Below are 23,677 nucleotides of genomic sequence, written 5' to 3'. Positions count from 1 at the left end.
TGCCGCTGGAGTTCTCCGCGATGAAGTTCCCGCATTTCTTCGTCGACCGGCCGATTTTCGCCTCCGTGCTGTCGATCGTGACGCTGCTCGTCGGCTTCATCGCCTACGTCAACCTGCCGGTCGCGCAATATCCCGACATCGCCCCGCCGACCATCGTCGTCAGCGCGCAGTATCCGGGCGCCGACGCCAAGACGGTGGCCGAGACGGTGGCGACGCCGATCGAGCAGGAGGTCAACGGCGTCGAGGGCATGCTCTACATGTCCTCGTACTCGACGGCCGACGGGACGATGCAGCTCACGATCACCTTCAACATCGGCACCGATCTCGACCAGGCGAACGTGCTCGTGCAGAACCGCGTGTCCGTCGCCTTGCCGCGGCTGCCGGAAGAGGTGCGCCAGCTCGGCGTGACGACGCGCAAGAGCTCGCCGAACTTCCTCATGGTGGTCCACCTCCTGTCGCCGGACAACACCTTCGACGAGCTCTACCTCTCGAACTACGCCCTCATCCGGGTGCGTGACCAGCTTCTGCGCGTCGAAGGTGTCGGCGACATTACCGTCTTCGGCGTGCGCGAATATTCGCTGCGCGTCTGGCTCGATCCCAACCGCCTGTCGTCCTACGGCCTGTCGGCGGGCGACATCGTGCAGGCGCTGCGCGAGCAGAACGTGCAGGTCTCGGGCGGCGCGCTCGGCCAGCAGCCGGCGCCGGCGGACCAGGCCTTCCAGATCACCGTGCAGACACAGGGGCGCTTCAGCGACGTACGCCAGTTCCGCGACATCATCGTCAAGGCGGGCGAGGGCGGGCGGCTGGTGCGCCTGCAGGACGTGGCACGGGTGGAGTTCGGCGCGCGCGACTACGTGACGAACTCCTATCTCGACAACAAGCAGGCCGTGGCCATCGGCATCTTCCAGCGCCCGGGCACCAATGCCTTGCAGGCGTCGGAAGACATCATCGCCAAGATGGAGGAGATCAAGAAGGATTTCCCGCCCGGCATCGACTACACCATCGTCTACAACCCGACGGAATATATCGCGGCATCGGTCAACGAGGTCTACAAGACCCTCTTTGAAGCCGTCCTGCTCGTCATCATCGTGGTCGTCGTCTTCCTGCAGTCGTGGCGCACGGCGATCATCCCCATCGTCGCCATTCCGGTGTCGCTCGTCGGCACCTTCGCGGTGATGGCGCTGATGGGCTTCTCGCTCAACACGCTGACGCTGTTCGGCCTCGTGCTCGCCATCGGCATCGTGGTCGACGACGCCATCGTCGTGGTCGAGAACGTCGAGCGCAACATCGCCCTCGGCATGTCGCCGCGCGACGCCGCGCACGAGACGATGGACGAGGTGGGCACGGCGCTCGTCTCGATCGCCCTGGTGCTGTCGGCGGTGTTCATCCCGACGGCGTTCATCCCGGGCATTTCCGGGCGCTTCTATCAGCAGTTCGCGCTGACCATCGCCGTCTCGACGATCATCTCGGCCTTCAATTCGTTGACGCTGTCGCCGGCCCTGTGCGCGCTCCTCTTGAAGCCGCACGACCCGCACCACCAGCCGCGCTCGCTCCTCGCGCGCATCGGCAACCGGCTCGCGGGCGGCTTCAACCGGGGCTTCGACAAGGCTTCCACCGGCTATGCGCGCTCGGTGCGCGGGCTGGTCGGGCGCAAGTCGGTGCTCGCCCTGGCGCTCGTCGTCTACGGCGGCCTCGTCGCGGCGACCGTCGGTATCACCCAGCGCGTGCCGACGGGCTTCATTCCGGCGCAGGACCAGGGCTACCTCATCGTCGTGCTGCAGCTGCCGGACGGCGCGTCCCTGTCGCGCACGGATGCGGTCGCCAAGCGCGCCAGCGACATCGCCATGCAGGTGCCGGGCGTCGCGCATGCGGTCGGCATCGTCGGCCTCAACGGCGCCACCTTCACGACCAACTCGAACTCGGCCGTGATCTTCGCGACGCTGACCCCCTTCGAGGAGCGCCTGCCTCAGGGGCTCAACGCCAATGCCATCGCCGGCCAGCTCATGGGCCAGCTGCAGCAGATCCAGGAGGCGTTCACCATCGCCATCCCGCCGCCGCCCGTGCAGGGCCTCGGCAATGCCGGCGGCTTCAAGCTGCAGCTGCAGGACCGCATCGGGCTCGGGATCGAGCAGCTGCTCGCGGTGACGCAGGAGGTGATGATCGCGGCCAACCAGAACCCGAACGTGACCCGCGTGTTCACGACCTTCGGGGCCAATACGCCGCAGATCTACCTCGACATCGACCGCACCAAGGCGCGCATGCTCGACGTGCCGCTGGCGAACGTGTTCGAGGCGCTGCAGATCAACCTCGGCTCCGCCTATGCGAACGACTTCAATGCCTTCGGCCGCATCTACCAGGTGCGCGTGCAGGCGGACGAGCGTTTCCGCATCGAGCGGTCGGACATCGAGCGCCTGAAGGTGCGCAGCGCCAACGGGGCGCTCGTGCCGCTCGGCTCGCTGGTGCGGATCCGCGACGTCGCGGGGCCGGTGCTGATCCAGCGCTACAACATGTTCACCAGCGTGCCGCTGCAGGGTGACGCGGCGCCGGGCGTGTCGACGGGTGCGGCGCTCGATGCCATGGAGCAGGTGACGAACACCACCGTGCCGCCGGGCGTCGGCTTCGAGTGGACGGACCTCGCCTTCCAGGAGAAGGCGACGGGCAACACGGCGATCTTCATCTTCGCGCTCGCCGTCGTCTTCGTGTTCCTGGTGCTGGCCGCCCAGTACGAGAGCTGGGCCCTGCCGCTCGCCATCGTGCTCATCGTGCCGATGAGCGTGCTGGCCGCCATGATCGGCGTGACGCTGCGGGGGATGGACAACAACATCCTGACGCAGATCGGCCTCGTGGTGCTCATCGGCCTTGCGGCGAAGAACGCGATTCTCATCGTCGAGTTCGCCAAACAGGCGGAGGAGCAGGGCAAGAAGCCCGTGGAGGCGGTGGTGGAGGCGGCGCGCCTGCGTCTGCGGCCCATCCTGATGACGGCCTTCGCCTTCATTCTCGGCGTCGTGCCGCTCGTCATCGCCAGCGGCCCCGGCGCCGAGATGCGCCAGGCACTGGGCACGGCCGTCTTCTCGGGTATGCTGGGGGTGACGTTCTTCGGCCTCTTCCTGACCCCGGTCTTCTACATCGTGCTGCGCTATCTCGTGATCGCGCTGCGCGGCGGCCGCCGGGGCCTCAGGGAAGCCTCGCAGCCGGCGGGGGGCGAGGCCAGCTGACCGAAACGACCGACGAAAGGACCATGCGATGCGTGCGATGAAGTTCGGTGTGGGGCAGGCAGTGCGGCGCGTCGAGGACGCGCGTTTCGTGACGGGGACCGGACGCTACACGTCCGACATCGCTGCCGAAGGCATGGCCCACGCCGTCGTCGTGCGCAGCCCGCACGCCCACGCGCGCTTCGCGATCGAGAACGTGGCCGAGGTGCGCGCCATGCCCGGCGTGCTCGCGGTCTACACGGCGCAGGACGTCGCCCATCTGGGCGACATCCCCTGCCTCGGGCCGGTCAAGAACAGCGACGGCAAGCGCATGGTGCTGCCGCCGAACCCGGTGCTGCCGAAGGACACCGTGCGCCACATCGGCGAGGCCGTGGCCTTCATCGTGGCCGAGACGGAAGCGGCCGGGCGGGATGCGGCGGAAGCGCTCGCCATCGACTGGGAGCCGCTGCCGGTCGCCGTCGGCATGGAGGCCGCGCTCGCCGAGGGCGCGCCGCTGGTCTGGCCCGAGGTGCCGGGCAACGTCGCCTTCGACACGCACCACGGCGACAAGGCGAAGACCGACAAGGCCTTCGCCAAGGCCGACCGCGTCGTCTCGCTGACGCTCGTCAACAACCGCCTCGTCGCCAATTATCTCGAAACGCGCGCCTGTCTCGCCGAATATGACGCCGGCAAGAGCCGCTGGACCCTGACGCTCGGCAGCCAGGGCAGCCACGACATCCGCGACATTCTCGCGAGGCACATCTTCAAGGTCGAGCCCGGCAATATCCGCGTCGTCACGCCGGACGTCGGCGGCGGCTTCGGCACCAAGATCTTCATGTATCGCGAATATCCGCTGACGATGTTCGCGGCCGAGCAGCTCGGGCGGCCCGTGCGCTGGGTGGCCGAGCGCTCCGAGCATTTCCTGGGCGACACGCAGGGGCGCGACAACGTCACGACGCTCGAGATGGCGCTCGACCGGCGCGGCCGTTTCCTTGCCATGCGCGTCGACCTCAAGGCCGATCTCGGCGCCTATGCCTCGCAGTTCGGGCCCTATGTGCCTGCCGCCGGAGCGACCATGTCGCCGGGCTGCTACGACATTCCCGTGATCGACGTGCGTGTGCGCGGCATCTACACCAACACGGTGCCGGTGGACGCCTATCGCGGGGCCGGCCGTCCCGAGGCCGCCTATGCCATCGAGCGCTTCGTCGACTACATCGCCCACACCATCGGCAAGGCGCCGGATGCGCTGAGAGCGCTCAACTTCATCAAGCCCGAGAAGATGCCCTACAGAACCTCGACCGGCCGGGTCTACGACAGCGGCGAGTTCGAGGGGCACCTGCGCCGGGCGCTCGAGGTGGCGGACCAGGGCGGCTTCAAGGAGCGGCTCCGCGCCTCGCGCAAGAAGGGGCTGCTGCGCGGCATCGGCATGGCCTCCTATATCGAGGCCTGCGCCGGCGGCGGGCCCGAGGCCGCCGAGGTGCGGATCGAGGAAGACGGGTCCGCGACGGTGCTGATCGGCACCCAGTCGACGGGGCAGGGGCACCTGACGGCCTATGCCCAGCTCGCCTCGCAGCAGCTCGACTTGCCGATGGACAGGATCCGCGTCCTCCAGGGTGATACGGACGCCATCGCGACCGGCAGCGGCACGGGCGGCTCGCGCTCCATCCCCGTCGGCGGCGCCGCCGTGCAGAAGGCCTCGGTCAGCCTCGTCGAGAAGCTCAAGCAGCTCGCTTCGGAGGCGCTGGAGGCGGGGCCGGCGGATCTCGAGATCGCGGCCGGCGGCGTGCGCATCGCCGGCACCGACCGCAGCCTCTCTTTCGCCGAGGTCGCGAAGCTGCCCGGCGCGAGCGCGGACATGCTCAAGGCGCGCGAGGACTGGACGCCTCCGGCCGATACCTATCCCAACGGCACCCATGTCGCCGAGGTGGAGGTCGACCCCGATACGGGCACGGTCACCATCGCGCGCTACACGGTCGTCGACGATTTCGGCGTCACGCTGAACCCGCTGCTGCTCGCCGGGCAGGTGCATGGCGGCGCCGTTCAGGGCATCGGTCAGGCGCTGCACGAGCGCGTCGTCTATGACGAGGGCGGCCAGCTCGTCACCGCCTCGCTCATGGACTATCGCCTGCCGCGGGCCGACGACCTGCCGTCCTTCACCTTCGAGACGCGCAACGTGCCGTCGACGACGAATGTGATGGGCATGAAGGGCGCAGGCGAGGCCGGCGCCATCGGCGCGACGCCCGCGACGATGAATGCGGTGGTCGATGCGCTCCATCGGGCCCACGGCATCGCGCATATCGACATGCCGGCAACGCCCGACCGCATCTTCGCCGCCATCCGCGAGGCCGAGGCGAAGCGGGCGGCGTGAGGTTTCCGGCCTCGGAGCCATCGGCCCGATCGACGGCAGGGGCGGCCTCACCGCCGTGCGCTTCCAGGCGAACCTAATCGTCACGGCGCGCCGGGGCGGGCTGCCCGCTCGTCGGCACCGCCTGGCTGCACCACGAATCCGGCGGGAGCCATGGCGACGGGCGCGGTACGGCTCCCGTCATCTTTCGGCCGTACGGGATGCGTTTGCGTCGCCCAATCTCCCAAAGGCATCATCATGTACCCAGTCCACATTCGCGAGCTTGCGCCGGTCAGGGTCGTAGCCATCCGCCACGTCGGCCCTTACGAAGCTGCCGGCTCCGCCTTCGACCAGCTCTGGGCCTGGGCCCACGCACATGGCCCCATCCCCGCCGTCCTGCGCGTTTTCAGCATCTATCACGACGATCCCGCATGCGTGCCGGCGGATCGTCTGCGCTGCGATGCCGCGATGTACGTCGGCCCGGATGCGGAGAGCGACGGCGTCGTCACGGTCCGCGAGATCCCTGGCGGACGCCATGCCGTGCTGGCCCTGAAGGGACCTTATTCCCTCGTTCCGCAAGCCTCGCGATGGCTGCTTGAAACATGGCTGCCGCAGCACGGCGAGCGGCCGGCAAGGGCCCCGTTCGACGAATATCTCAACAACCCGGCCACCGTACCGCCGGAAGAACTGCGGACCGATATCTGCCTGCCCCTGGCTGGCTGAGCGCCGCCCGCGCCACGCCAGCGCCGGCAACCGTCACGTTTCCGAGATGGCTCTGGCAGAAACCGCCTCGCCGCTGATCGCCTCGATGAGGCGCTTTGAGATTGCGACCACCGCCTCGGACGAGATGCTCGACGCCGGGATTTGGGAAAGCCATCAGCTGAAACGGGCGGGGAGAACGCCGCCCGTTCACGACCTCGTCATTGGAACGAGTCCAGAGCATGCGCTTTCTATCCGCCGAGTCTGGCGGGCTGACTGCTGGCGAATCGTTTGGACGAGGGAGACAGGACGCATGAAGCTGATCGCTACGGCTGTCGCCGTTGCCATGATCGGGGCCACGGCCGCGCTGGCGCAGGAAAACGTCATCGGGCAGCGCCAGCAGCTGATGAAGGATGCGGGGCCGCAACGCGGACGGGTGCCGCCATCGCCAAGGGCGAGGCGCCGTTCGAGCTCGAGAAGGCGCGACAGGTGCTGACGACCTACGTCACGGTCGCGGAAAAGGCGGTGACGCTGTTCCCCGCCGGCAGCGACGTGGGCGAGACGACGGCCGCGCCGGCGGTGTGGCAGGACAATGCGGGCTTCAAGGCGGCCTTCGCCAAGTTCGAGGCGGATGCGCAGCAAGGCCTGTCGTCGACCAGCGACCTCGACAGCTTCAAGGTCGCGTTCGGCACCGTCACGAAGAACTGCGGCGGCTGCCACGAGACCTTCCGCATCAAGAAGAACTGAGGCTGGCATGCGGCGGGCGCTCTCGGCCGTTGTCGGGCTCGCGATCATCGGCGCCGGGGCCTTCTGGGTCGCGACGAGCCCGGCGCTGACCGCCTCCGGGGCCGACGAGACGCCCGGCGGGGCGCCCGATCTCGCCAATGGCGAGGCGATGTTCTACGCCGGCGGCTGCACCTCCTGCCATGCGACGCCGGGGCAGGACGACAAGCTGCGCCTCGGCGGCGGCCATGCGCTCGAGACGACGTTCGGCACCTTCCATGTGCCGAATATCTCGCCGCATCCCCGCGACGGCATCGGGGCCTGGAGCGAGGCGGACTTCATCCGCGCCATGCGCCAGGGCGTGTCGCCCGACGGCGAGCACTATTATCCGGCCTTCCCCTACACCTCCTACCAGCGCATGACGGCCGCGGACCTGCGCGACATGTTCGCCTTCATCCGCACGCTGGCGCCCGTGGAGGGCGAGGCGCCGGCACACGACCTTGCCTTCCCCTACAACATCCGCCGCGGCATCGGGCTGTGGAAGCTCGCCTTCCTCGATGGCGAGGCCTTCCAGCCGGATACGTCCAGGAGTGAGGCGTGGAACCGGGGGGCCTATCTCGTCGAGGGGCCGGGGCACTGCGCCGAATGCCACAGCCCGCGCAATTTCCTGGGCGGCATCGTCGCAGAGGCGCGCTTCGCCGGCGGCCCGTCGCCGGAGGGCAAGGGCACCGTGCCCAACATCACGCCGTCGCCCGACGGCATCGGCAGCTGGTCGAAGGGCGAGGTGGTCGAGCTCCTGACGAGCGGCTTCACGCCGGAGTTCGACTCCGTCGGCTCCACCATGGCACCGGTCGTCGGCAACACGGCCAAGCTGCCGCAGGCCGACCGCGAGGCGATGGCGGAATATCTTCTGTCCCTGCCGCCACGGCCGAAAGCGACGCAGTAGGCCCGACCGGCGCGACTTGGCAGCTGTCATGCCCGCGCTTGTCGCGGGCATCCACCTCGCGACGACGGCACGAGGTCGAAGGCCTCGATGGCAACGGCAGCGAGCGGGCGGGGTGCGCCCGCCCTCAGTCCATCACCGCGGCCTTGAGGATACAGACCATCACCGCACGGCCGGGGGCGTTGCCGATGCAGCGCACGGTATGCGGCCGGTCGCAGCGGTAGCGCAGGCTCTCTCCGGTCCTCGCCTGCTGCACCACGCCGCCAACCTCGACCTCGAACTCGCCCTCGAGCACGGACAGGCACTCGACGGAGCCGCGCTGGTGGCTGTCCGAGTCGAGAACGGCGCCGGGCTCCGCCTGCACGTCGTACCACTGCAGCCATTCCACCGTCTTGATCCAGCCGATGATGGCGAGCCGCATCTTGCCGTCGTCGGAGACGAGGATGGGCGTGTCGGCGCGGGAGGACTTCTGGATGAAGGGCTCGTCGTCGGCGCTCGACAGCACGCGGTCGATGGAGATGTCGAGCGCCTGGCTCAAGCGCCAGATGGTGGCGAGCGTCGGGTTGGTCTCGTTGCGCTCGATCTGGCTGATGATCGACTTGGCGACGCCGGACTGCTCGGCGAGCTCCGACAGCGACAGGTTGTAGGCCTTGCGCAGGCGCTGCACCGTCTTGCCGAGCTGGCCCGAGAGTATCTGGGCGCCAGCCTCCAGAGCCTTGCTGCGATCCTTGCCTTCGACGGCCATGCGACAGGTCCTTGCGTTCCGCTAAAGCGGACGGATGTTTGAAAGGTCGGACGCAATGTGGCCGACCGGAGGCGGCGGATCAAGCGCCGACTGCATCCGGGCCGTCAACGTGTGGGTGATCAGTGCGTCGCGAGTGCTGCTGCCATGCCGGCGGCAAGGCCGGCCCAGGCGCGGCCGCCTTCCTGCGCGGCGGCGTAGCTCTGGGCGATCCTGCCGGCGAGCGGGCTCGTCGCGGCGATGCTCGCGAGGATGTCGCCGGTCGCATCGCGCGCTGCATCGAGCACCGGCTTGGGGAACAGCGGCGTGCGCACGCCGTGCCGCTCGACGAGCACCTTGAGCGCCTCGCCGTTGAGGCGCGCGGCGTCGGCCAGGGCCTCGGCATGTTCGGCGCGGCAGGCGTCGCGGACGATGGCGCGCAGATCGTCGGGCAGGTCGTTCCACGCCTTGAGCGAGACGAGGCATTCGCCGGCGCCGTTCGGCTTGTTGAAGCCCGGCGCGTAATAGAGCTGCGTGGCCCGGTGCAGCCCGAGGGCAAGGTCGCTCGACGGGGCGAGGAATTCCACCGCATCGATGGCCCCGGTCGACAGGCTGGTCGCGATCTCGCCGGGCGGCAGCGTCACGGGCGTCGCGCCGAGGCGGCGGAAGACATCGCCGCCGAGGCCCTGGACGCGGATGCGCAGGCCGTTGAGGTCGTCGGGGCTGTCGATCGCCCTGCGGAACCAGCCGCCCATCGAGGGGCCGGTGTTGCCCGCGAGGAAGGCGCGCACGCCGGAAGGCGCATAGAGCTCGTCCCACAGCGCCTGGCCGCCGCCGATCTCGATCCAGGCCAGATGCTCGATCGGCCCGAGGCCGAAGGGCACGCTGGTGAAGAAGACGGCAGCCGGCATCTTGCCCTGCCAGTAGAAGGCGGCCGTGTGGGCCATCTCCACCACGCCGCCCGCCACCGCGTCGAAGACCTCGAAGGCGGGCACGATCTCGCCGGCGGCGAAGACATCGATCACGAGGCGCCCGCCGCTGGCGGCGCCGATGCGGTCGGCGAGGCGCTGGGCCGAGATGCCGGGGCCGGGCAGGTTGCGCGGCCAGGAGGTGGCCATGCGCCAGCGCCGGCGTGTCTCGGCCCGCACGACGGCTGGGGCCGACAGGATGCCGACGGCCATAAGGCCGCTGCCGGCGAGGAGCCGGCGGCGGTTGGTCCGCATGGCGTTGCCCTTGTCCTTGCTCATGTTCAGTCGCCCCACCACTGGTGGAAGTGGTGGACGGGGCCGTGGCCGGCGCCGATGGCGAGCCGCTCGCTCGCCGCGATCGCCGCGCTGACATAGGCCTTGCCGCCGGCCACCGCTTCTTCGAGCGTCGCGCCGCGGGCGAGCTGGGCGGCGATGGCGGAGGAGAGGGTGCAGCCGGTGCCGTGCGTGTTCTTGGTCGCCACGCGCGGTGCCGAGAAGCGGTGCACACCATCGGGCGTGACGAGAAGGTCGGTGCTGTCGGCGCCGTAGCCGTGGCCGCCCTTGACGAGTACGGCCTTCGGGCCGAGCGCCAGGATGCGCTCGCCCACGGCCCGCATCGCCGCCTCGTCGTGCGGCACCGGCATGTCGACGAGCGCGGCTGCCTCGGGCAGGTTGGGCGTGACGAGGAGGGCACGGGGCAGCAGCAGGCTGCGCAGGTTGTCGACGGCGGCCGGCGCCAGCAGCCGGTCACCGCTCGTCGCCACCATGACGGGATCGACGACGATGCGCGTCGCGCCGTGGCGGTCGAGCCCCTCGGCGACGGCGGCGATGACGTCGGGCTGCGACAGCATGCCGATCTTCACCGCGCGCACGAAAAGGTCGGAGAAAACCGAATCGATCTGCTGCGCCACGAAGGCGGCGGGCACGTCGTGGATCGCCTGCACGCCGAGCGTGTTCTGCGCCGTCAGCGCCGTGATCACGCTGGCGCCATAGACCCCGAGCGCCGAGAAGGTCTTGAGATCGGCCTGAATGCCGGCGCCGCCGCTCGAATCGGAGCCGGCGATGGTCACAGCGATCGCTGCCATGGTTCCGTGTTTCCTTCCCTCAGCGTCCGGCGTCGGTCGCGCCGCGAGCCGCAAGCGCCCCGTCGACGATGCTGCGCAGGTTGCGCGCCGCCGCCTCCACGTCCTCCGCCATGAAGACGGCCGAGATCACGGCGATGCCGTCGGCGCCCGCGCCGATGACGGCGGCGGCGTTGGTCGCATCGATGCCGGCGATCGCGCCGACGGGCAGGCCGGGCCGTGCTCCGCGGGCGCTGTCGACGAGCCGCGCGAGACCGGCGAGGCCGACCGGCGGATCGGGATTGTCCTTGCTCCTGGTGGCGAAGACCCCGCCGATGCAGCCGTAGTCGACCGGCAGGGTGGCGAGCTCCGCGACATGTGCCGGCGCCTTCAGCGTGACGCCGACGATGGCCTGCGGACCGAGCAGGCGGCGGGCGTCCTCGGCCTGCATGTCGTCCTGGCCGACATGGACGCCGTCCGCGCCGGCGGCGAGCGCGACGTCGACCCGGTCGTTGACGAGGAGCGGCACGCCGGTGCCCGCGAGGGCCGCCCCGATCGCGCGGGTGCGGGCGACGAGGTCGCGCGTGCCGGCGTGCTTGTCGCGGTACTGGACGAGGGTTGCGCCGCCCGCGGCCGCCGCACGGGCGAGGTCGGCCAGGTCCCGGCCGCGCGTGCGCTCCGGATCGAGGATGGCATAGAGCCTGAGGTCGACCTTCATTGCTCGCACCTCAGCCGGGCGGCGATGGCTGCGTCGTCCAGCGTGTCGAGCGCGTCGAGCAGCAGGGGCGGGAAGGTGCCGGGCCCGCCGGCCTTCTCGCCGGCGACCTCGCCGGCGATGCCCATGATGGCGAGTCCCGAGGCCGTGGCGAGAAGCGCATCGTCGCTCACGGCGAGGCAGGCGGCGACCACGGCGGTGGCCGCGCAGCCCATGGCCGTGACCCGGGCCATGAGCCGATGTCCGTTGGCGATGGTGATCGAGCGCCGGCCGTCGGTCACGATGTCCGTCGGCCCGGTCAGGGCGACGATGCAGCCGCGCTCGCGGGCAAGATCCATGGCGCCCTTGCGGTCCGCGGGCCGGCGCGCCAGGGCCTCGAACTCGGAGGCGTTCGCGCGCAGCACCTTCGGCTTGCGGGCGAGAAGCTGCTGGGCGATGGCGAGGCGACGGGGCGAGGCGTCGACGAAGACCGGGTCGAGCAGCCAGGGCAGGGCCGCGTCCTCGGCCGCCGCGATGGCGAGCGGGATGGCGGCGCGGCGCTCCGTATCGAGGGTGCCGAGGTTGACGAGCAGCGCATCGGCGCGGCGCGTGAAGTCGGCGACCTCGTCGGCGACGACGGTCATCGACGGGACGGCACCGGCTGCGAGCAGCATGTTGGCGGTGAAGTTCTTTGCCACCGCGTTGGTGATGGCGTGGACGCGGGGCTGCCGCTCGCGCAGCCGCACGAGGATCTCGTGGGCGACGTGGGCGGAGAAATCGCCGGATCGCATGGTCCTGTCCGTCCGCCCGGGCGGGGGCCCGTCGTTTCGCATCTCGCATTCCTCCGCCGGCACGACCCGGTTCAGGTTCGGTGGGTTGACGCGTTGCGCCTCTCAGCCCGGCCTTATGGGCACCCCAAGGAGATCAGTGTGGCTTTAAGGCGGCTCACCGCGCAATGCAAGCGCGGCTCAGGTGGCGCGCGGCGGGGCCGCGGCGTTGGCGCGGCGGCGCTCGAGGCCGAGGCGATGCTCGCGCCAGATGACGAAGAGGCCGGAGCCCATGACGATGGACGAGCCGGCGATGACGGCCGGCACCGGCAGTTCGCCGAAGACGAACCAGCCGATGAGGATGGCCCAGATCATCGTCGTGTATTCGAACGGGGCGACCAGCGAGGCGTCGGCATAGCGGTAGCTCTGCGTCAGCAGGATCTGCCCGAGGCCGCCGAGGATGCCGATGCCGACGAGGATGCAGAACTCGGTGAAGGTCGGGGCATTCCAGCCGAGCACGATGGTGGACAGGCCGAGCAGCGTCGTCAGCATGGAGAAGTAGAAGACGACCGCGCCGGTCTTCTCCGTGCTGATGAGCCGGCGCACCTCCACCGTCGCCCCCGCCGCGCAGCAGGCCCCGACCAGCGCGAAGACGGCACCGATGGCCGCGCCATCGCCGAAGCCGTTGACGAGCACGCTCGACTGGAAATGTGGGGCGAGCATGATGAGGACGCCGACGAAGCCGACGGCGACCGCCGTCCAGCGGTAGACCCGCACCGTTTCCTTCAGCACGAGTGCCGCGAGGATGACGACGATGAGCGGGGCCGTGTAGCCGATCGAGATGGCATCGGGCAGGGGCAGGAACGACAGGGCGAAGAAGCCGCAGAACATGCCCGTGGAGCCGATGACGCCGCGGCGGGCATGGCCGAGGATGTTCTTCGTGCGCACCGCGTCGATCAGCTCGCCGCGCCAGCCGAGCCACAGGAGGAGCGGCACCAGCGCGAAGGCGGAGCGGAAGAAGACGAGCTCCCCGGTCGGAAACTCTGTGCTGACGATCTTGATGCCAGCGGACATCAGGGTGAACGAAAGCGCCGAGAGGACCTTGAGGCCGATACCTAGGAGGGGATTCACGACTGTCTGCCGCCTTGGATGCAGGTGTAACCAAACCACGAAACAGGGGCTTGCCCAAGGCCGTCCGGGGCAAGCCTGTCATGCGCAGGGGGCACGGGAACAGGGCGCGTCATCAAAGTGAGATGTGAATCGGCTCTTTAGGGCCAACGCGATCAGACGGACGGATCTGCCCCGTGTCCCAAGAAAGCGACGCTGTCCGCGTCCGGACCTTGTTCATCTCGGACGTCCACCTCGGCACCAAGGGCTGCCAGGCGGAGCTGCTGATCGATTTCCTGCGCCACTATGATGCCGACACGGTCTTCCTCGTCGGCGACATCATCGACGGCTGGCGGCTGAAGTCGGGCTGGTACTGGCCGCAGGCCCACAACGACGTGGTGCAGAAGCTGCTACGCAAGGTGCGCAAGGGCGCGCGCCTCATCTATGTGCCCGGCAACCACGACGAGTTCCTGCGCGACTATGTGGGCAGCAATTTCGGCGGCATCGACATCGTCGAGCACGCCATCCACGAGACCGCGGACGGCAAGCGCTATCTCGTCATCCACGGCGATCACTTCGACCTCGTGGTACGCCACGCCAAGTGGCTCGCGCTTCTCGGCGACTGGGCCTACGGGGCGGCGCTGACGATCAACACCTATCTCAACGTCGTCAGGCGGCGGCTCGGCCTGACCTACTGGTCGCTATCGGCCTGGGCCAAGCTCAAGGTCAAGAACGCCGTGAACTACATCGGCCGCTTCGAGGAACTGCTCGCTTCCGAAGCGCGGCGGCACGAGGTGGACGGGGTCATCTGCGGCCACATCCACCACGCCGCGATGCACGACGATTTCGGCGTGCGCTACGTGAACACCGGCGATTGGGTGGAATCCTGCACCGCGCTCGTCGAGCATTACGACGGAAGCCTCGAGATCCTCAACTGGTCCGGACGGATGCCGCAGCGCGCCGCCATGGCGGGCGAACCGGTTACCGAGCAGCCCCCGCGCACCGCGAAGGCGGCGAGGGTGGCGGCATGATGCGCGTCGTCATCGCCAGCGACGCCTGGCGCCCGCAGGTCAACGGCGTGGTGCGCTCCCTGGAGAACGTGGCGGCCCATGCCTGCTCGCTCGGGGCGGACGTGCATTTCGTCACGCCCGACGCCTTCACGACCGTGCCCCTGCCGTCCTACGGCGAAATCCGCCTCGCGCTCGCCGGCACCCGCCGGCTGCGCCGCATGCTCGCCGAGCTGAAACCGGACTTCGTCCATATCGCGACGGAGGGGCCGATCGGGCTCGCCATGCGGCGCGTCTGCCTCGCCGAGGGGCGCGGCTTCACGACGAGCTACCATACGCGTTTTCCGGAGTATCTGGCGGCGCGCCTGCCGGTCCCCGAGCGCTGGAGCTATGCCGCCCTGCGCCGCTTCCACAATGCCGGCGCGGGCGTCATGGTGAGCACGCCGACGCTCGAGCGGGAGCTCGGCGCGCGCGGCTTCGCCAATATCATGCGCTGGTCGCGCGGTGTCGATGCCGACCTCTTCCGCCCGCGCGCGGACATGCGCGGCGCGCTCGGCGTGCCCGGGCCCGTCTTCCTCTATGTCGGCCGCGTCGCGGTGGAGAAGAACATCGAGGCCTTCCTCAAGCTCGACCTGCCGGGCACGAAGGTGGTGGTGGGCGACGGGCCGGCGCGCGCGCGCCTACAGCAGAGCTTCCCGCAGGCGCGCTTCCTCGGCACGCTGACGGGCGAGAAGCTGGCGGAGGTCTATGCGGCGAGCGACGTCTTCGTCTTCCCGAGCCTGACGGATACCTTCGGCATCGTGCTTCTGGAGGCGCTCGCGAGCGGGCTGCCCGTCGCGGCCTTCCCCGTCACCGGCCCGCTCGATGTCGTGGGCGGCACCGGCTGCGGCGTCCTCGACATGGACCTGCGCAACGCGGCGCTCGCGGCGCTCGACATCGACCGCGGGCTCTGCCGCGATCTGGCGCTCACCTACAGCTGGCAGGCGAGCGCGGGCCAGTTCTTCGACAACATCGTGCGGGCGAACGCCTCGGCGGGCGGCGTGCTGCTCGCTGCCTGATTACACGCTCAGGTGAAGCGACGCAGCTTCTCCTGCCAGCTCAGGGCGTCGAAGGCGGCGAGCACCGACGGCTCGAAGCGCGGCTCGTCGCTCTTCTGGGCGGCGTCCTGCCGCTGCGGAACAGGCCGTGGCGCCTCGTCCCGGGCAAGCGCCGCGCTGCCGCGGCGCGTGTTGCCGGGATCGACGAAGACGACATTGCCGGCATAGCGCCGCACCCGTGCGGGCTGCACCTCTCCGAGGCCCGGCGCGGCCCGCGCGACGGGCGGCTCGTCCGACGGCGACGCCTCCTGCGCCGGTTGAGCCGGATGGCTCGCTGCATCGTTCGGGCGTGTGTCCGAGGTCCTCTCCGGCGTGGCGGCGGGGGCGGGCGCGTCGGTGCGCCGGCGACGCAGGCCGTTGTCGCTTCCACCGGGAAGGCTCACGACGACGTCGGGCTTGTCGCGTCCGGCGCGGGGCGCTTCCTCGCGCGGGGCGAGGCCGCGCAGGCGATGCTCGACACTGGCGAGGAGCGCGAGCGCCTGGCCGAGGCGGCGCACGGTGATGTCCTGCATCAGGCCGAGGGTGTGCAGGTCGCCGGCATGCTTCTCCAGCGCGGTGCACAGCGCCTCCTCGGCGCCACGCTCGCGCAGCGCCCAGGCGAGGTCCTGGATCTGCTCGGTGGCGTTCGCCATGCCGTCGGCGGCGGCGCGGGCCGTGCGCAGCACGGGATCGGTGCTCTCGTCCGCCTCAGGCAGGGGATCGTCCCGCCGGGTGGCCGCGATCGCGGCCTGCCCGGCCGCGACGAGCGCGGCGACATCCGCGATCTCGGATTCGAGATAGACGAGCCGGGGCGAGCGCCCGGGGATGGCGCCCTGCATCTTCTCGATCGCCCGCAGCACGGACAGCGTGTCGCTGTTGCGGTTGCGGCGCGCGAACTCGTTGAGGAACCAGCGCCCGCGCTCGCTCTCCATCACCGCGGCCTCGATGGCCTCGTAGCTCGCATCGTCGAGCGGCTTGTCGCTTTCGGTCATGCGGCCCGTCCGTACTCGTTTCACTCACGCAGCGCCGCCGCTCAGCGCAGCGACGACGGGCGACAGGCTAGTGCAAGCATCTGAACGATCCCTTACGGCTCGATTGCGGCCGATGCCGCGATTCGCCGTTCGACGCGCCGGGTGCCGGCGCGGGGAGCCTTCCGATGGATGGCCTCGTTCGCCTGTGCCTGCTCAATGCCGTCATCTTCGTCGGCACCGGCCTCTATCTGCCGTTCTTCCCCGTCTGGCTCGAAAGCCGCGGGCTCGATGCGGCAGCCATCGGTCTCGTCCTCGCCATCCCGATGGTGGTGCGCATCCTCGCGACGCCCTTCATCACCGGGCTGGCCGACCGGCACCTGCCGGCCGGCGTGCTGCTCGCCATTGTAAACGCCGGCCTCCTCGCTGCCTACGCCTTGCTGGCTGAGACCGGCGGGCCTGCCGGCATCATGGCCGTGATGGTCTTCGTCGGCTTGTGCATGGCGCCGCTCATCCCGCTGACCGACGTCACCACTACGGCCTACCTGCACGGGCGGCCGCGGCTGAGCTACGGCGGCATCCGGCTCTGGGGCTCGGTCGCCTTCCTCGTCACCAATCTCGTCGGCGGGGGCCTGCTCACGGTCCTCAAGGCGGATGCCTTCGTCTGGCTGCTGGCGGCGGTGGCGGGCCTCGGGGCCGTGGCGGCGCTCGCCGCGCCGAGGGGCGAGCGGGAGTTGCCGGTCGACACCTCGCCCGCCATTGCTCATGCGGTGCGCCGGCAGCGCGGGGCGCTGCTGACCCTCGTCATGGCCGCGGCCAGCGTGCAGGCGAGCCACGCCATGATCTACGCCTTCGGCACCCTGCACTGGCGCGGGCAGGGGCTTTCGGGCAATGCCATCGGCCTGTTGTGGTCGCTCGGCGTCCTCGCCGAGATCGTTCTCTTCGCGCGCCTCGGGCCGTTCGTCGGCACGGTGGGGCGGGGGCTCGCCTGCGTCGCCCTCGGCGGCGGGGCGGCGCTCGTCCGCTTCGCGCTGATGGGGCTCGATCCCGGCTTCGCCGGGACGCTGGCGCTGCAGCTTCTGCACGGCCTCAGCTTCGGCGCCACGCATCTCGGCACCATCGCCGCCATCACCGGGCTCGCGCCGCGCGGCGCGCGGGCGCGCTGGCAGGGCATCCTGACGGCCTGCAACGCCGGCGCCATGGCCGCGGCGACCATGGCGACCGGTCCGCTCTACGGCGCTTTCGGCGCCGGCGGCTACTTTGCCATGGCGGGGCTCGGCGCGCTCGGCATGCTGCTCGCCCTCCTCGCCGCGCGGCGGATTTCTCAGCCCCAGAGCAGGGAGGAGGGCGGCGAGACCGTGCTGCCGTCGTAGGCGAGGCCGTGCGGCCGGTCGCGCGCCAGCAGCAGCGGCCCGTCGAGATCGACGAAGCGGGCGCGCGGCGTCAGCAGCATCGCCGGAGCCATGGCGAGCGACGTGCCCACCATGCAGCCGACCATGATGGCGAAGCCCTGCGCCTCGGCCTCGGCGGTGAGCCTGAGGGCCTCGGTCAATCCGCCCGTCTTGTCGAGCTTGATGTTGACCGCATCGTAGAGCGGCCTGAGCCTCGGCAGGTCCGCCCGGGTGTGCAGGCTCTCGTCGGCGCAGACCGGCACGGGGCGGGCGATATCTGCGAGCACGGCGTCTTCGCCTGCCGGCAACGGTTGCTCGACGAGGGCGACGCCGTTGTCGGCTGAGGCCTGCATCAGGTCCGCCAGCAGGTGGGGCCGCCAGCCCTCGTTGGCGTCCACGATGAGCGTCGCATCGGGCGCGGCGGCGCGCACGGCTTCGAGACGCCGGATGTCGTCCTCCGGCTTGCCGAGCTTGATCTTGAGGATGGCGCGCTCCCGTGCCGCACGCGCCGCCTCGGCCATCGCCGCCGGCTCGGCGAGGCTGATGGTATAGGCCGTCGTCGCCTTGCCGAGGCGGTCGATGCCGGCGAGGACGTGGGCGGGCACGCCGGCACGCTTGGCCTCGAGGTCCCACAGGGCGCAGTCGAGCGCGTTGCGGGCGGCGCCCGCCGGCATCGCCTCCTGCAGGGCATCGCGGTCGAGACCGGCGGCGATCGCCGGGGCGAGCGCCTCGATGGCGGCGGCGACGCCCTCGACGGTCTCGCCATAGCGGGCATAGGGCACGCATTCGCCGCGCCCGGTGAGACGCGCCTCGGTGATGGCGGCAGTGACGACGACCGCCTCCGTGCGGCTGCCGCGGGCGATCGAGAAGACGCCGGCGATGGGAAAACGCTCGATCGTGACGGAGAGCTTGCGGTCGGTCGTGGACATTTCTTCTTCCCGGCGAGGACACGGCAGGGTTGCGATAAAGCCACAACCGCCGGCGCAAGGCACGCGCAATGGCCGCCGGGCAGGAATTCCGCGGCGCTTTTGTCGACAGTCACGGTTCCGGCGCGTTATCACGGTGCCTGGATTCGACGGGGAGCGCACCCTGGGCGAGGCATGGCAGGCATCGAGGCGATGAATTCCGGACCGGCGATCGCCGTCGACGAGCGCGGCGGCGATATGCGCTTCGTCGTGTCCGGACGCTGGACGGCGCCGCATGCCGCCGAGGTGGAGCGGCTCGCCGCGATGCTTCTGGAGGAGGCCCGCGGCGGCGGCAGCGTGCGCATCGACATTTCGGGGATCGAGCGGCTCGACACGCTGGGCGCCTGGGTGCTCGACCGGACGCGGCACGAGCTGGGCGACCGGGGCCAGCGGGCCGATTTCGTCGGCGCCCGCCCGGAGCATCAGACGCTGCTCGACGAGATCGCCTACCGCGGCTTCCAGGAGCCGACCCGCAGGAAGAGCTCGCGCATCGTCGACTTCCTGGTCGACGTCGGCCGCACGGTCGTCGAGGTGGGCAAGGACTTCATGCGCGGCGTCAGCTTCCTCGGCGAGGTGGTGGCGGCGCTCATCGGGGTGCTGCTCAACCCCCGCCGCTTCCGCTTTCCGGCCCTTGTGCACCAACTCGAGCACATCGCCTTCCGCGGCGTGCCCATCATCGCGCTCATCTCGTTCCTCGTCGGCGCCATCGTAGCGCAGCAGGGCATCTTCCAGCTGCAGCGCTTCGGCGCGACGCCCTTCGTGGTCGACCTCGTCGGCATCCTCATCCTGCGCGAACTCGCGGTACTCCTCACCTCGATCATGATCGCCGGCCGCTCGGGCAGCGCGTTCACGGCCGAGATCGGCTCGATGAAGATGCGCGAGGAGGTGGACGCGCTGCGCGTGATGGGGCTCGACCCCGTGCAGGTGCTGATCGTGCCGCGCGTGCTGGCGCTCATCATCGGGCTGCCGCTGCTGACCTTTCTGTCGATGATGTCGGCGCTGCTCGGCGGCGGGCTCGTCGCCTGGGTCTATGGCGGCATCAGCCCGGAGATCTTCCTCGCCCGCCTGCAGGGGGCGATCGCGCTCTCCACCTTCCTCGTCGGCCTGATCAAGGCGCCGTTCATGGCCCTCGTCATCGGCCTCATCGCCTCGCTCGAGGGGCTTGCCGTGCAGGGCTCGGCGGAGTCGCTCGGCCGGCAGGTGACTTCATCGGTGGTGAAGGCCATCTTCATGGTGATCGTGGTCGACGGTCTCTTCGCCATGTTCTTCGCGGCCATCGATTACTGACATGGACGACACGCCCCAAGCCCCCGCCAGAACCGCCGACGAGCGCGAGCGCGAGGTCGTCATCCGCGTCCGCGGGCTCGAGGTCGGCTTCGGCGAGAAGACGATCATGAAGGGGCTCGATCTCGACGTCTATCGCGGCGAGATCCTCGGCTTCGTCGGCGCTTCGGGCACCGGCAAGTCGGTGCTGACGCGCGCGATCCTCGGCCTCGTGCCGAAGCGGGCCGGCACCATCGAGGTCTTCGGCGAGGATCTCGACGGCCTCAATCCGGCTTCGCGCAGGGCCATCGAGCGGCGCTGGGGCGTGCTGTTCCAGCACGGGGCGCTGTTCTCCTCGCTGACGGTGAAGCAGAACGTGCAGGTGCCGATGCGCGAGTACCTCGACATGTCGGACCGGCTGCTCGAGGAACTCGCCATGCTCAAGATCGAGATGGTGGGCCTTAGCCCCGACGCGGCGGACAAATATCCCTCCGACCTGTCGGGCGGCATGATCAAGCGTGCCGCGCTCGCCCGCGCGCTCGCCCTCGATCCCGAAATTGTGTTCCTCGACGAACCGACGTCAGGCCTCGACCCTATCGGGGCGGGCGACTTCGACGACCTCATCGCCACCCTGCAGAAGACTTTGGGGCTCACGGTTTTCATGGTAACCCACGACCTCGACAGCCTCCATTCGGTCTGCGACCGTATCGCGGCGCTCGGGGAGGGGCGAATCATCGCATCGGGAACGATCGAGGATATGCTGGCCTCGGATCACCCCTGGGTGAAGGCCTATTTCCACGGCAAGAGAGCCCGGGCCGTGATGGCCGAGTGAGAAAGAGACGACAGGCGGTATGGAGACACGGGCCAATTACGCTCTGATCGGATTGTTCACGCTGGTGGTCATCGCCGGCGCCTTCCTGTTCGTCTACTGGTTCGCCGGGGCGGACGTGCGCGCCAACCGCGTGGGCTACCGCATCGTCTTCTCGGGCTCCGTCTCCGGCCTGTCGCGCGGCTCCCTCGTGCTGTTCAACGGCCTCAGGGTCGGCGAGGTGTCGACCATCGAACTACTGCCCGAGGACCCGCGCCGCGTGGTCGCGCGCGTCGACGTCGACCGCACGACGCCGATCAATACCGATACGAAGGCGAGGCTCGAATACCAGGGCCTGACCGGCGTCGCCAACATCCAGCTCACCGGCGGCGATCCCGCCGCGCCGCCGCTGGAGGCGGGCCCCGGCCAGCCGCTGCCGACCATCTTCGCCGACCGCTCGGATTTCCAGGACCTCTTGGAGACGGCGCAGCGGCTCGCGGGCAAGGCGGACGATGTGCTGACCAAGTTCGACCGCATCGTCGGCCAGGCCGAGGATCCGATCACCCGCACGGTGCAGAACGTCGAGCGGTTCTCCAGCGCCCTCGCCGACAACGCTCCCGGCCTCGAGCGGCTCCTCAGCAACGCCGCCGACCTGTCGAAGCGGCTGGACACGCTCGCGGCAAATCTCGACGAGGTGGTGAAGGCGGTGCCGCCGGACCGCGTCACGCGCATCGTCGACAACGTCGACCGCTTCACCGCGGCGCTCGGCGATTCGAGCGGCGACATCGAGTCGACGCTGAAGGACATCGCCTCGATCTCGAAGAAGCTCGACGTCGCGGCGGACCGTGTCGACGGCGTCCTGAAGGCGGCGGAAGGCTTCCTCTCCTCGCCGGAGGGCAAGGGCGCCTTCGAGGAGGTGGCGGAGGCCGCCCGTTCCATCCGCGTGCTGGCCGACAACCTCGACAAGCGCACGGCCGAGATCACGACCGGCATCAACCGCTTCACCGGCCCCGGCCTGCGCGATTACGAGGCGCTGGCGAGCGAAGGGCGCCGGACCCTCAACGAGATCAACCGCGTCCTGCGCAGCGTCGAGCGCAACCCCCAGCAGTTCATCTTCGGCAGCAAGCCGGGATTGCCAGCCTACAGTGGTCGCTGACATGAACCGCAGATCGTCTGCCGCTTCTTCCGGCGGCTCCGTTCGCCCCGACGCTTGCGCGCTGTTCGCGGCGGCGCTCGTCCTCGCCGGCTGCGCCGGCCCGGCGCCCGCGACCTTCGATCTCTCGGCGCCGCGCGAGGTGACGGGGGCGGCCCGCATCGGCGGCGACCAGCTCATCGTGACGGAGCCCGCGGCGCTGCAGACGCTCGACGGCAACGCCATCATCGTCAAGAGTGAGGGCGGCGCCGTCTCGCAGCTCGACGGGGTGCAATGGGCCGACCGGCTGCCCAAGCTGGTGCAGACGCGCCTGATTCAGACCTTCGAGAACGGCAGCCGCCTCGGCCGCGTGGCGCGCCCGGGCGAGGGCGTCGTCGCCAATTACGCGCTCGGCAGCGAAATCCGCCGCTTCGAGGTGTCGAGCACCTCGTCCGAGGCGGTGGTCGAGATCTCGGCGCGCCTCATCGAGACGGTCAGCGGCCGCGTGGTCTCGGCCAAGATCTTCTCGGCGCGCGTGCCGGTCGCCGGCATCACCGGGCCGGGAGCAGCGCGCGCGCTCGACGAAGCGCTGTCGTCCGTGCTGCTGCAGATCGTGCGCTGGTCACCGGCACGGGTGTGACCGGTGTGCTACTCGGCAAGGAAGAGAGGAGCCGCAAGGTGCGGCTCCTGCAACCGCCGTCAGATCCCGCCATACGGCGGCACGCCGTAATAATCGTCGATGCTGCGGGTGTAGCCGCGATCCTGCCAATTCGGCTCATCGTTGACGCCGTAGCTGGGCGCCCCTTCGAGCCGGCTCTTGTCGAGATCGACGACGTAGCCGCCCATGCCGGTGTCGTAGGTCAGGACGCGCCACGGCAGGGGATGGTAGCTTTCGCCCATGCCGAGAAAGCCGCCGAACGACATGATCGCATAGGCGACCTGGCCAGAGCGCTTGTCGATCATGACGTCGTAGATCGAGCCGAGATGCTCGCTCTGACGGTTGTAGACGTCCGTGCCTTCGACCTTGCTCGCCGCGATGAGGCTGCTGGTTTCCTCGGTGGCGACGCCGGAGCTGGAGCTGGAGCTGTAGTCGGTCATGCTGGCCTCCCTCGCAGGTTGGGGCAGAACAACCAACAATTCGGCGTTCTGTTCCAGCGCCGGGGCACGATGGCGCGGACCGGGCGGGGCGATCGACGCTGCATCGCCATCCGCGGGGCGCGAGGGGCGCGCCGGTCAGCGCCTGAGCCATGTTCAAGAGTTCGGTATCCCGAAGCTCGTGCCAGCCGTCTTTCCGCGGCACAGCCCGAGCCCGGCTGTTACCGCTCCCGCCGATACCAGAAGGCATCGGCGATGCGCGCCATGCCGGCGCGTTCATAGAAACCGACCGCATCAGGTACCGAGGCGAGCATCAGGCTGACCTGCGGGCCGATCAGGCGGCGGGTTTCGTCGAGAAGCCCCTTGCCGATGCCGAGGCCCTGGGCCGAACGCGACACGGCGAGGTCGGACAGGTAGCAGCACCAGCTGAAATCGGTGACGCAGCGCGCGACGCCGAGAAGCGGCCGGCCAGGCTCGTCGCGGCGCGCCGTGACGATGAGATCGGCGCCGGAGAGCATCGCCTCCAGCCGCGCTTCATCGTCGACGGGGCGGATCGCGCCGAGGCCGGATTCGATCAGCACCCGCCGGAACTCGGCGCGGTCGAGGCTGTCTTCCCGGCCATAGAGGATGGGGCGAGAGGCGGTCATGGCGGGCGAGCAGGGTCCTTCGATCTGTCGTCGCGACGCGGGCCGGCCGACGCCACTGCGCAGCGGATCCCGGCGCGGGAAAATTGCTCCCTCTCGCGTGCAAATGC

23 protein-coding genes and 1 riboswitch are annotated in these 23,677 nt (G+C 69.8%); of the genes, 13 read left to right on the top strand and 10 right to left on the bottom strand.

Features of this window, described 5'->3' with window-relative positions:
• The first annotated feature begins 20 nt into the window (after positions 1-20).
• The 6 genes from AL346_RS01405 (at position 21) to AL346_RS01380 (ending at position 7,903) form a co-directional block, all read left to right on the top strand.
• Positions 21-3,215, top strand: a complete 3,195-nt coding sequence (locus AL346_RS01405; RefSeq protein ID WP_053193168.1) for an efflux RND transporter permease subunit — start codon at positions 21-23, stop codon at positions 3,213-3,215.
• A gap of 28 nt (positions 3,216-3,243) precedes the next feature.
• On the top strand, positions 3,244-5,559 hold the full coding sequence (locus AL346_RS01400; RefSeq protein WP_019401000.1) for a xanthine dehydrogenase family protein molybdopterin-binding subunit: 2,316 nt from the start codon (positions 3,244-3,246) through the stop codon (positions 5,557-5,559).
• A gap of 150 nt (positions 5,560-5,709) precedes the next feature.
• Positions 5,710-6,258 (top strand): GyrI-like domain-containing protein, encoded by a 549-nt coding sequence (locus AL346_RS01395; RefSeq protein WP_082312388.1) that lies wholly within the window; start codon positions 5,710-5,712, stop codon positions 6,256-6,258.
• 46 nt (positions 6,259-6,304) lie between these two features.
• Positions 6,305-6,730, top strand: coding sequence for a hypothetical protein (locus AL346_RS25515; protein ID WP_053193165.1), 426 nt, complete (start codon positions 6,305-6,307; stop codon positions 6,728-6,730).
• A complete protein-coding gene (locus AL346_RS24445; RefSeq protein ID WP_245303231.1) occupies positions 6,679-6,981 on the top strand; it encodes a cytochrome c in 303 nt (100 codons plus the stop codon). Before AL346_RS25515 ends, AL346_RS24445 begins: the two co-directional genes overlap by 52 nt.
• Before the next feature lie 7 nt (positions 6,982-6,988).
• On the top strand, positions 6,989-7,903 hold the full coding sequence (locus tag AL346_RS01380) for a cytochrome c (protein ID WP_019400997.1): 915 nt from the start codon (positions 6,989-6,991) through the stop codon (positions 7,901-7,903).
• Between the two features lie 124 nt (positions 7,904-8,027).
• On the opposite strand, the gene AL346_RS01375 is transcribed toward AL346_RS01380, so the two are convergent.
• From AL346_RS01375 to AL346_RS01350, 6 genes are all read right to left on the bottom strand, one after another.
• Positions 8,028-8,645: a helix-turn-helix domain-containing protein gene (locus AL346_RS01375; protein WP_053193160.1), complete on the bottom strand. Its 618-nt coding sequence runs from the start codon at positions 8,643-8,645 to the stop codon at positions 8,028-8,030.
• Between the two features lie 119 nt (positions 8,646-8,764).
• Positions 8,765-9,868: a TRAP transporter substrate-binding protein gene (locus tag AL346_RS01370; protein WP_019400995.1), complete on the bottom strand. Its 1,104-nt coding sequence runs from the start codon at positions 9,866-9,868 to the stop codon at positions 8,765-8,767.
• A 2-nt stretch (positions 9,869-9,870) separates the two neighbouring features.
• Complete coding sequence (thiD, locus tag AL346_RS01365; RefSeq protein WP_019400994.1) at positions 9,871-10,674, bottom strand: bifunctional hydroxymethylpyrimidine kinase/phosphomethylpyrimidine kinase; 804 nt, start codon at positions 10,672-10,674, stop codon at positions 9,871-9,873.
• Between the two features lie 19 nt (positions 10,675-10,693).
• Positions 10,694-11,368 carry a thiamine phosphate synthase gene (gene thiE / locus AL346_RS01360; RefSeq protein WP_019400993.1) on the bottom strand — a complete coding sequence of 225 codons (675 nt, stop codon included), beginning with the start codon at positions 11,366-11,368 and terminating at the stop codon, positions 10,694-10,696.
• Positions 11,365-12,135, bottom strand: coding sequence for a hydroxyethylthiazole kinase (gene thiM, locus AL346_RS01355; protein ID WP_026014928.1), 771 nt, complete (start codon positions 12,133-12,135; stop codon positions 11,365-11,367). Before thiM ends, thiE begins: the two co-directional genes overlap by 4 nt.
• Before the next feature lie 30 nt (positions 12,136-12,165).
• A riboswitch (TPP riboswitch) is annotated at positions 12,166-12,272 on the bottom strand.
• 40 nt (positions 12,273-12,312) lie between these two features.
• Positions 12,313-13,242, bottom strand: coding sequence for a DMT family transporter (locus tag AL346_RS01350; protein WP_019400991.1), 930 nt, complete (start codon positions 13,240-13,242; stop codon positions 12,313-12,315).
• Between the two features lie 173 nt (positions 13,243-13,415).
• On the opposite strand from AL346_RS01350, the gene AL346_RS01345 reads away from it, so the two are divergent.
• Both AL346_RS01345 and AL346_RS01340 read left to right on the top strand, forming a co-directional pair.
• Positions 13,416-14,249 carry a UDP-2,3-diacylglucosamine diphosphatase gene (locus AL346_RS01345; protein ID WP_050996488.1) on the top strand — a complete coding sequence of 278 codons (834 nt, stop codon included), beginning with the start codon at positions 13,416-13,418 and terminating at the stop codon, positions 14,247-14,249.
• Positions 14,249-15,283, top strand: coding sequence for a glycosyltransferase family 1 protein (locus AL346_RS01340; protein ID WP_026014926.1), 1,035 nt, complete (start codon positions 14,249-14,251; stop codon positions 15,281-15,283). Before AL346_RS01345 ends, AL346_RS01340 begins: the two co-directional genes overlap by 1 nt.
• 8 nt (positions 15,284-15,291) lie before the next feature.
• Here AL346_RS01340 and AL346_RS01335 read toward each other — a convergent pair whose 3' ends face one another.
• Positions 15,292-16,293, bottom strand: coding sequence for a hypothetical protein (locus tag AL346_RS01335; RefSeq protein WP_019400988.1), 1,002 nt, complete (start codon positions 16,291-16,293; stop codon positions 15,292-15,294).
• Positions 16,294-16,457: 164 nt separating this feature from the next.
• On the opposite strand from AL346_RS01335, the gene AL346_RS01330 reads away from it, so the two are divergent.
• Positions 16,458-17,642, top strand: a complete 1,185-nt coding sequence (locus tag AL346_RS01330; RefSeq protein ID WP_053193158.1) for an MFS transporter — start codon at positions 16,458-16,460, stop codon at positions 17,640-17,642.
• On the opposite strand, the gene dgcA is transcribed toward AL346_RS01330, so the two are convergent.
• Complete coding sequence (dgcA, locus tag AL346_RS01325; RefSeq protein ID WP_019403565.1) at positions 17,594-18,589, bottom strand: N-acetyl-D-Glu racemase DgcA; 996 nt, start codon at positions 18,587-18,589, stop codon at positions 17,594-17,596. The two genes, AL346_RS01330 and dgcA, sit on opposite strands and share 49 nt — an antisense overlap.
• Before the next feature lie 171 nt (positions 18,590-18,760).
• Here dgcA and AL346_RS01320 point away from each other — a divergent pair, with 171 nt between their 5' ends.
• The 4 genes from AL346_RS01320 to AL346_RS01305 are packed head-to-tail and all read left to right on the top strand — an operon-like array spanning position 18,761 to position 22,468.
• On the top strand, positions 18,761-19,912 hold the full coding sequence (locus AL346_RS01320; RefSeq protein WP_019403566.1) for an MlaE family lipid ABC transporter permease subunit: 1,152 nt from the start codon (positions 18,761-18,763) through the stop codon (positions 19,910-19,912).
• A gap of 1 nt (position 19,913) precedes the next feature.
• Entirely contained in the window at positions 19,914-20,720 is an 807-nt protein-coding gene (locus AL346_RS01315) for an ABC transporter ATP-binding protein (protein WP_019403567.1), read from the top strand.
• 19 nt (positions 20,721-20,739) lie between these two features.
• Entirely contained in the window at positions 20,740-21,852 is a 1,113-nt protein-coding gene (locus AL346_RS01310; RefSeq protein ID WP_019403568.1) for an MlaD family protein, read from the top strand.
• 1 nt (position 21,853) lies between these two features.
• Positions 21,854-22,468 (top strand): ABC-type transport auxiliary lipoprotein family protein, encoded by a 615-nt coding sequence (locus tag AL346_RS01305; protein ID WP_026015376.1) that lies wholly within the window; start codon positions 21,854-21,856, stop codon positions 22,466-22,468.
• A gap of 59 nt (positions 22,469-22,527) precedes the next feature.
• Here the strand turns inward: AL346_RS01305 and AL346_RS01300 are convergent, their stop codons facing one another.
• Together AL346_RS01300 and AL346_RS01295 are read right to left on the bottom strand one after the other, a co-directional pair.
• A complete protein-coding gene (locus tag AL346_RS01300) occupies positions 22,528-22,926 on the bottom strand; it encodes a PRC-barrel domain-containing protein (RefSeq protein WP_019403570.1) in 399 nt (132 codons plus the stop codon).
• A gap of 218 nt (positions 22,927-23,144) precedes the next feature.
• The gene (locus AL346_RS01295; RefSeq protein WP_019403571.1) at positions 23,145-23,570 is read right to left on the bottom strand and encodes a GNAT family N-acetyltransferase; all 426 of its coding nucleotides are present in this window, start codon (positions 23,568-23,570) and stop codon (positions 23,145-23,147) included.
• Positions 23,571-23,677: the final 107 nt, after the last annotated feature.

Source organism: Chelatococcus sp. CO-6 (assembly GCF_001271345.1).
GTDB classification, from domain to species: Bacteria; Pseudomonadota; Alphaproteobacteria; order Rhizobiales; family Beijerinckiaceae; genus Chelatococcus_A; species Chelatococcus_A caeni.
Note: the sequence above shows the minus strand (reverse complement) of the source record. Positions and strands in the feature narration are given on the sequence as shown.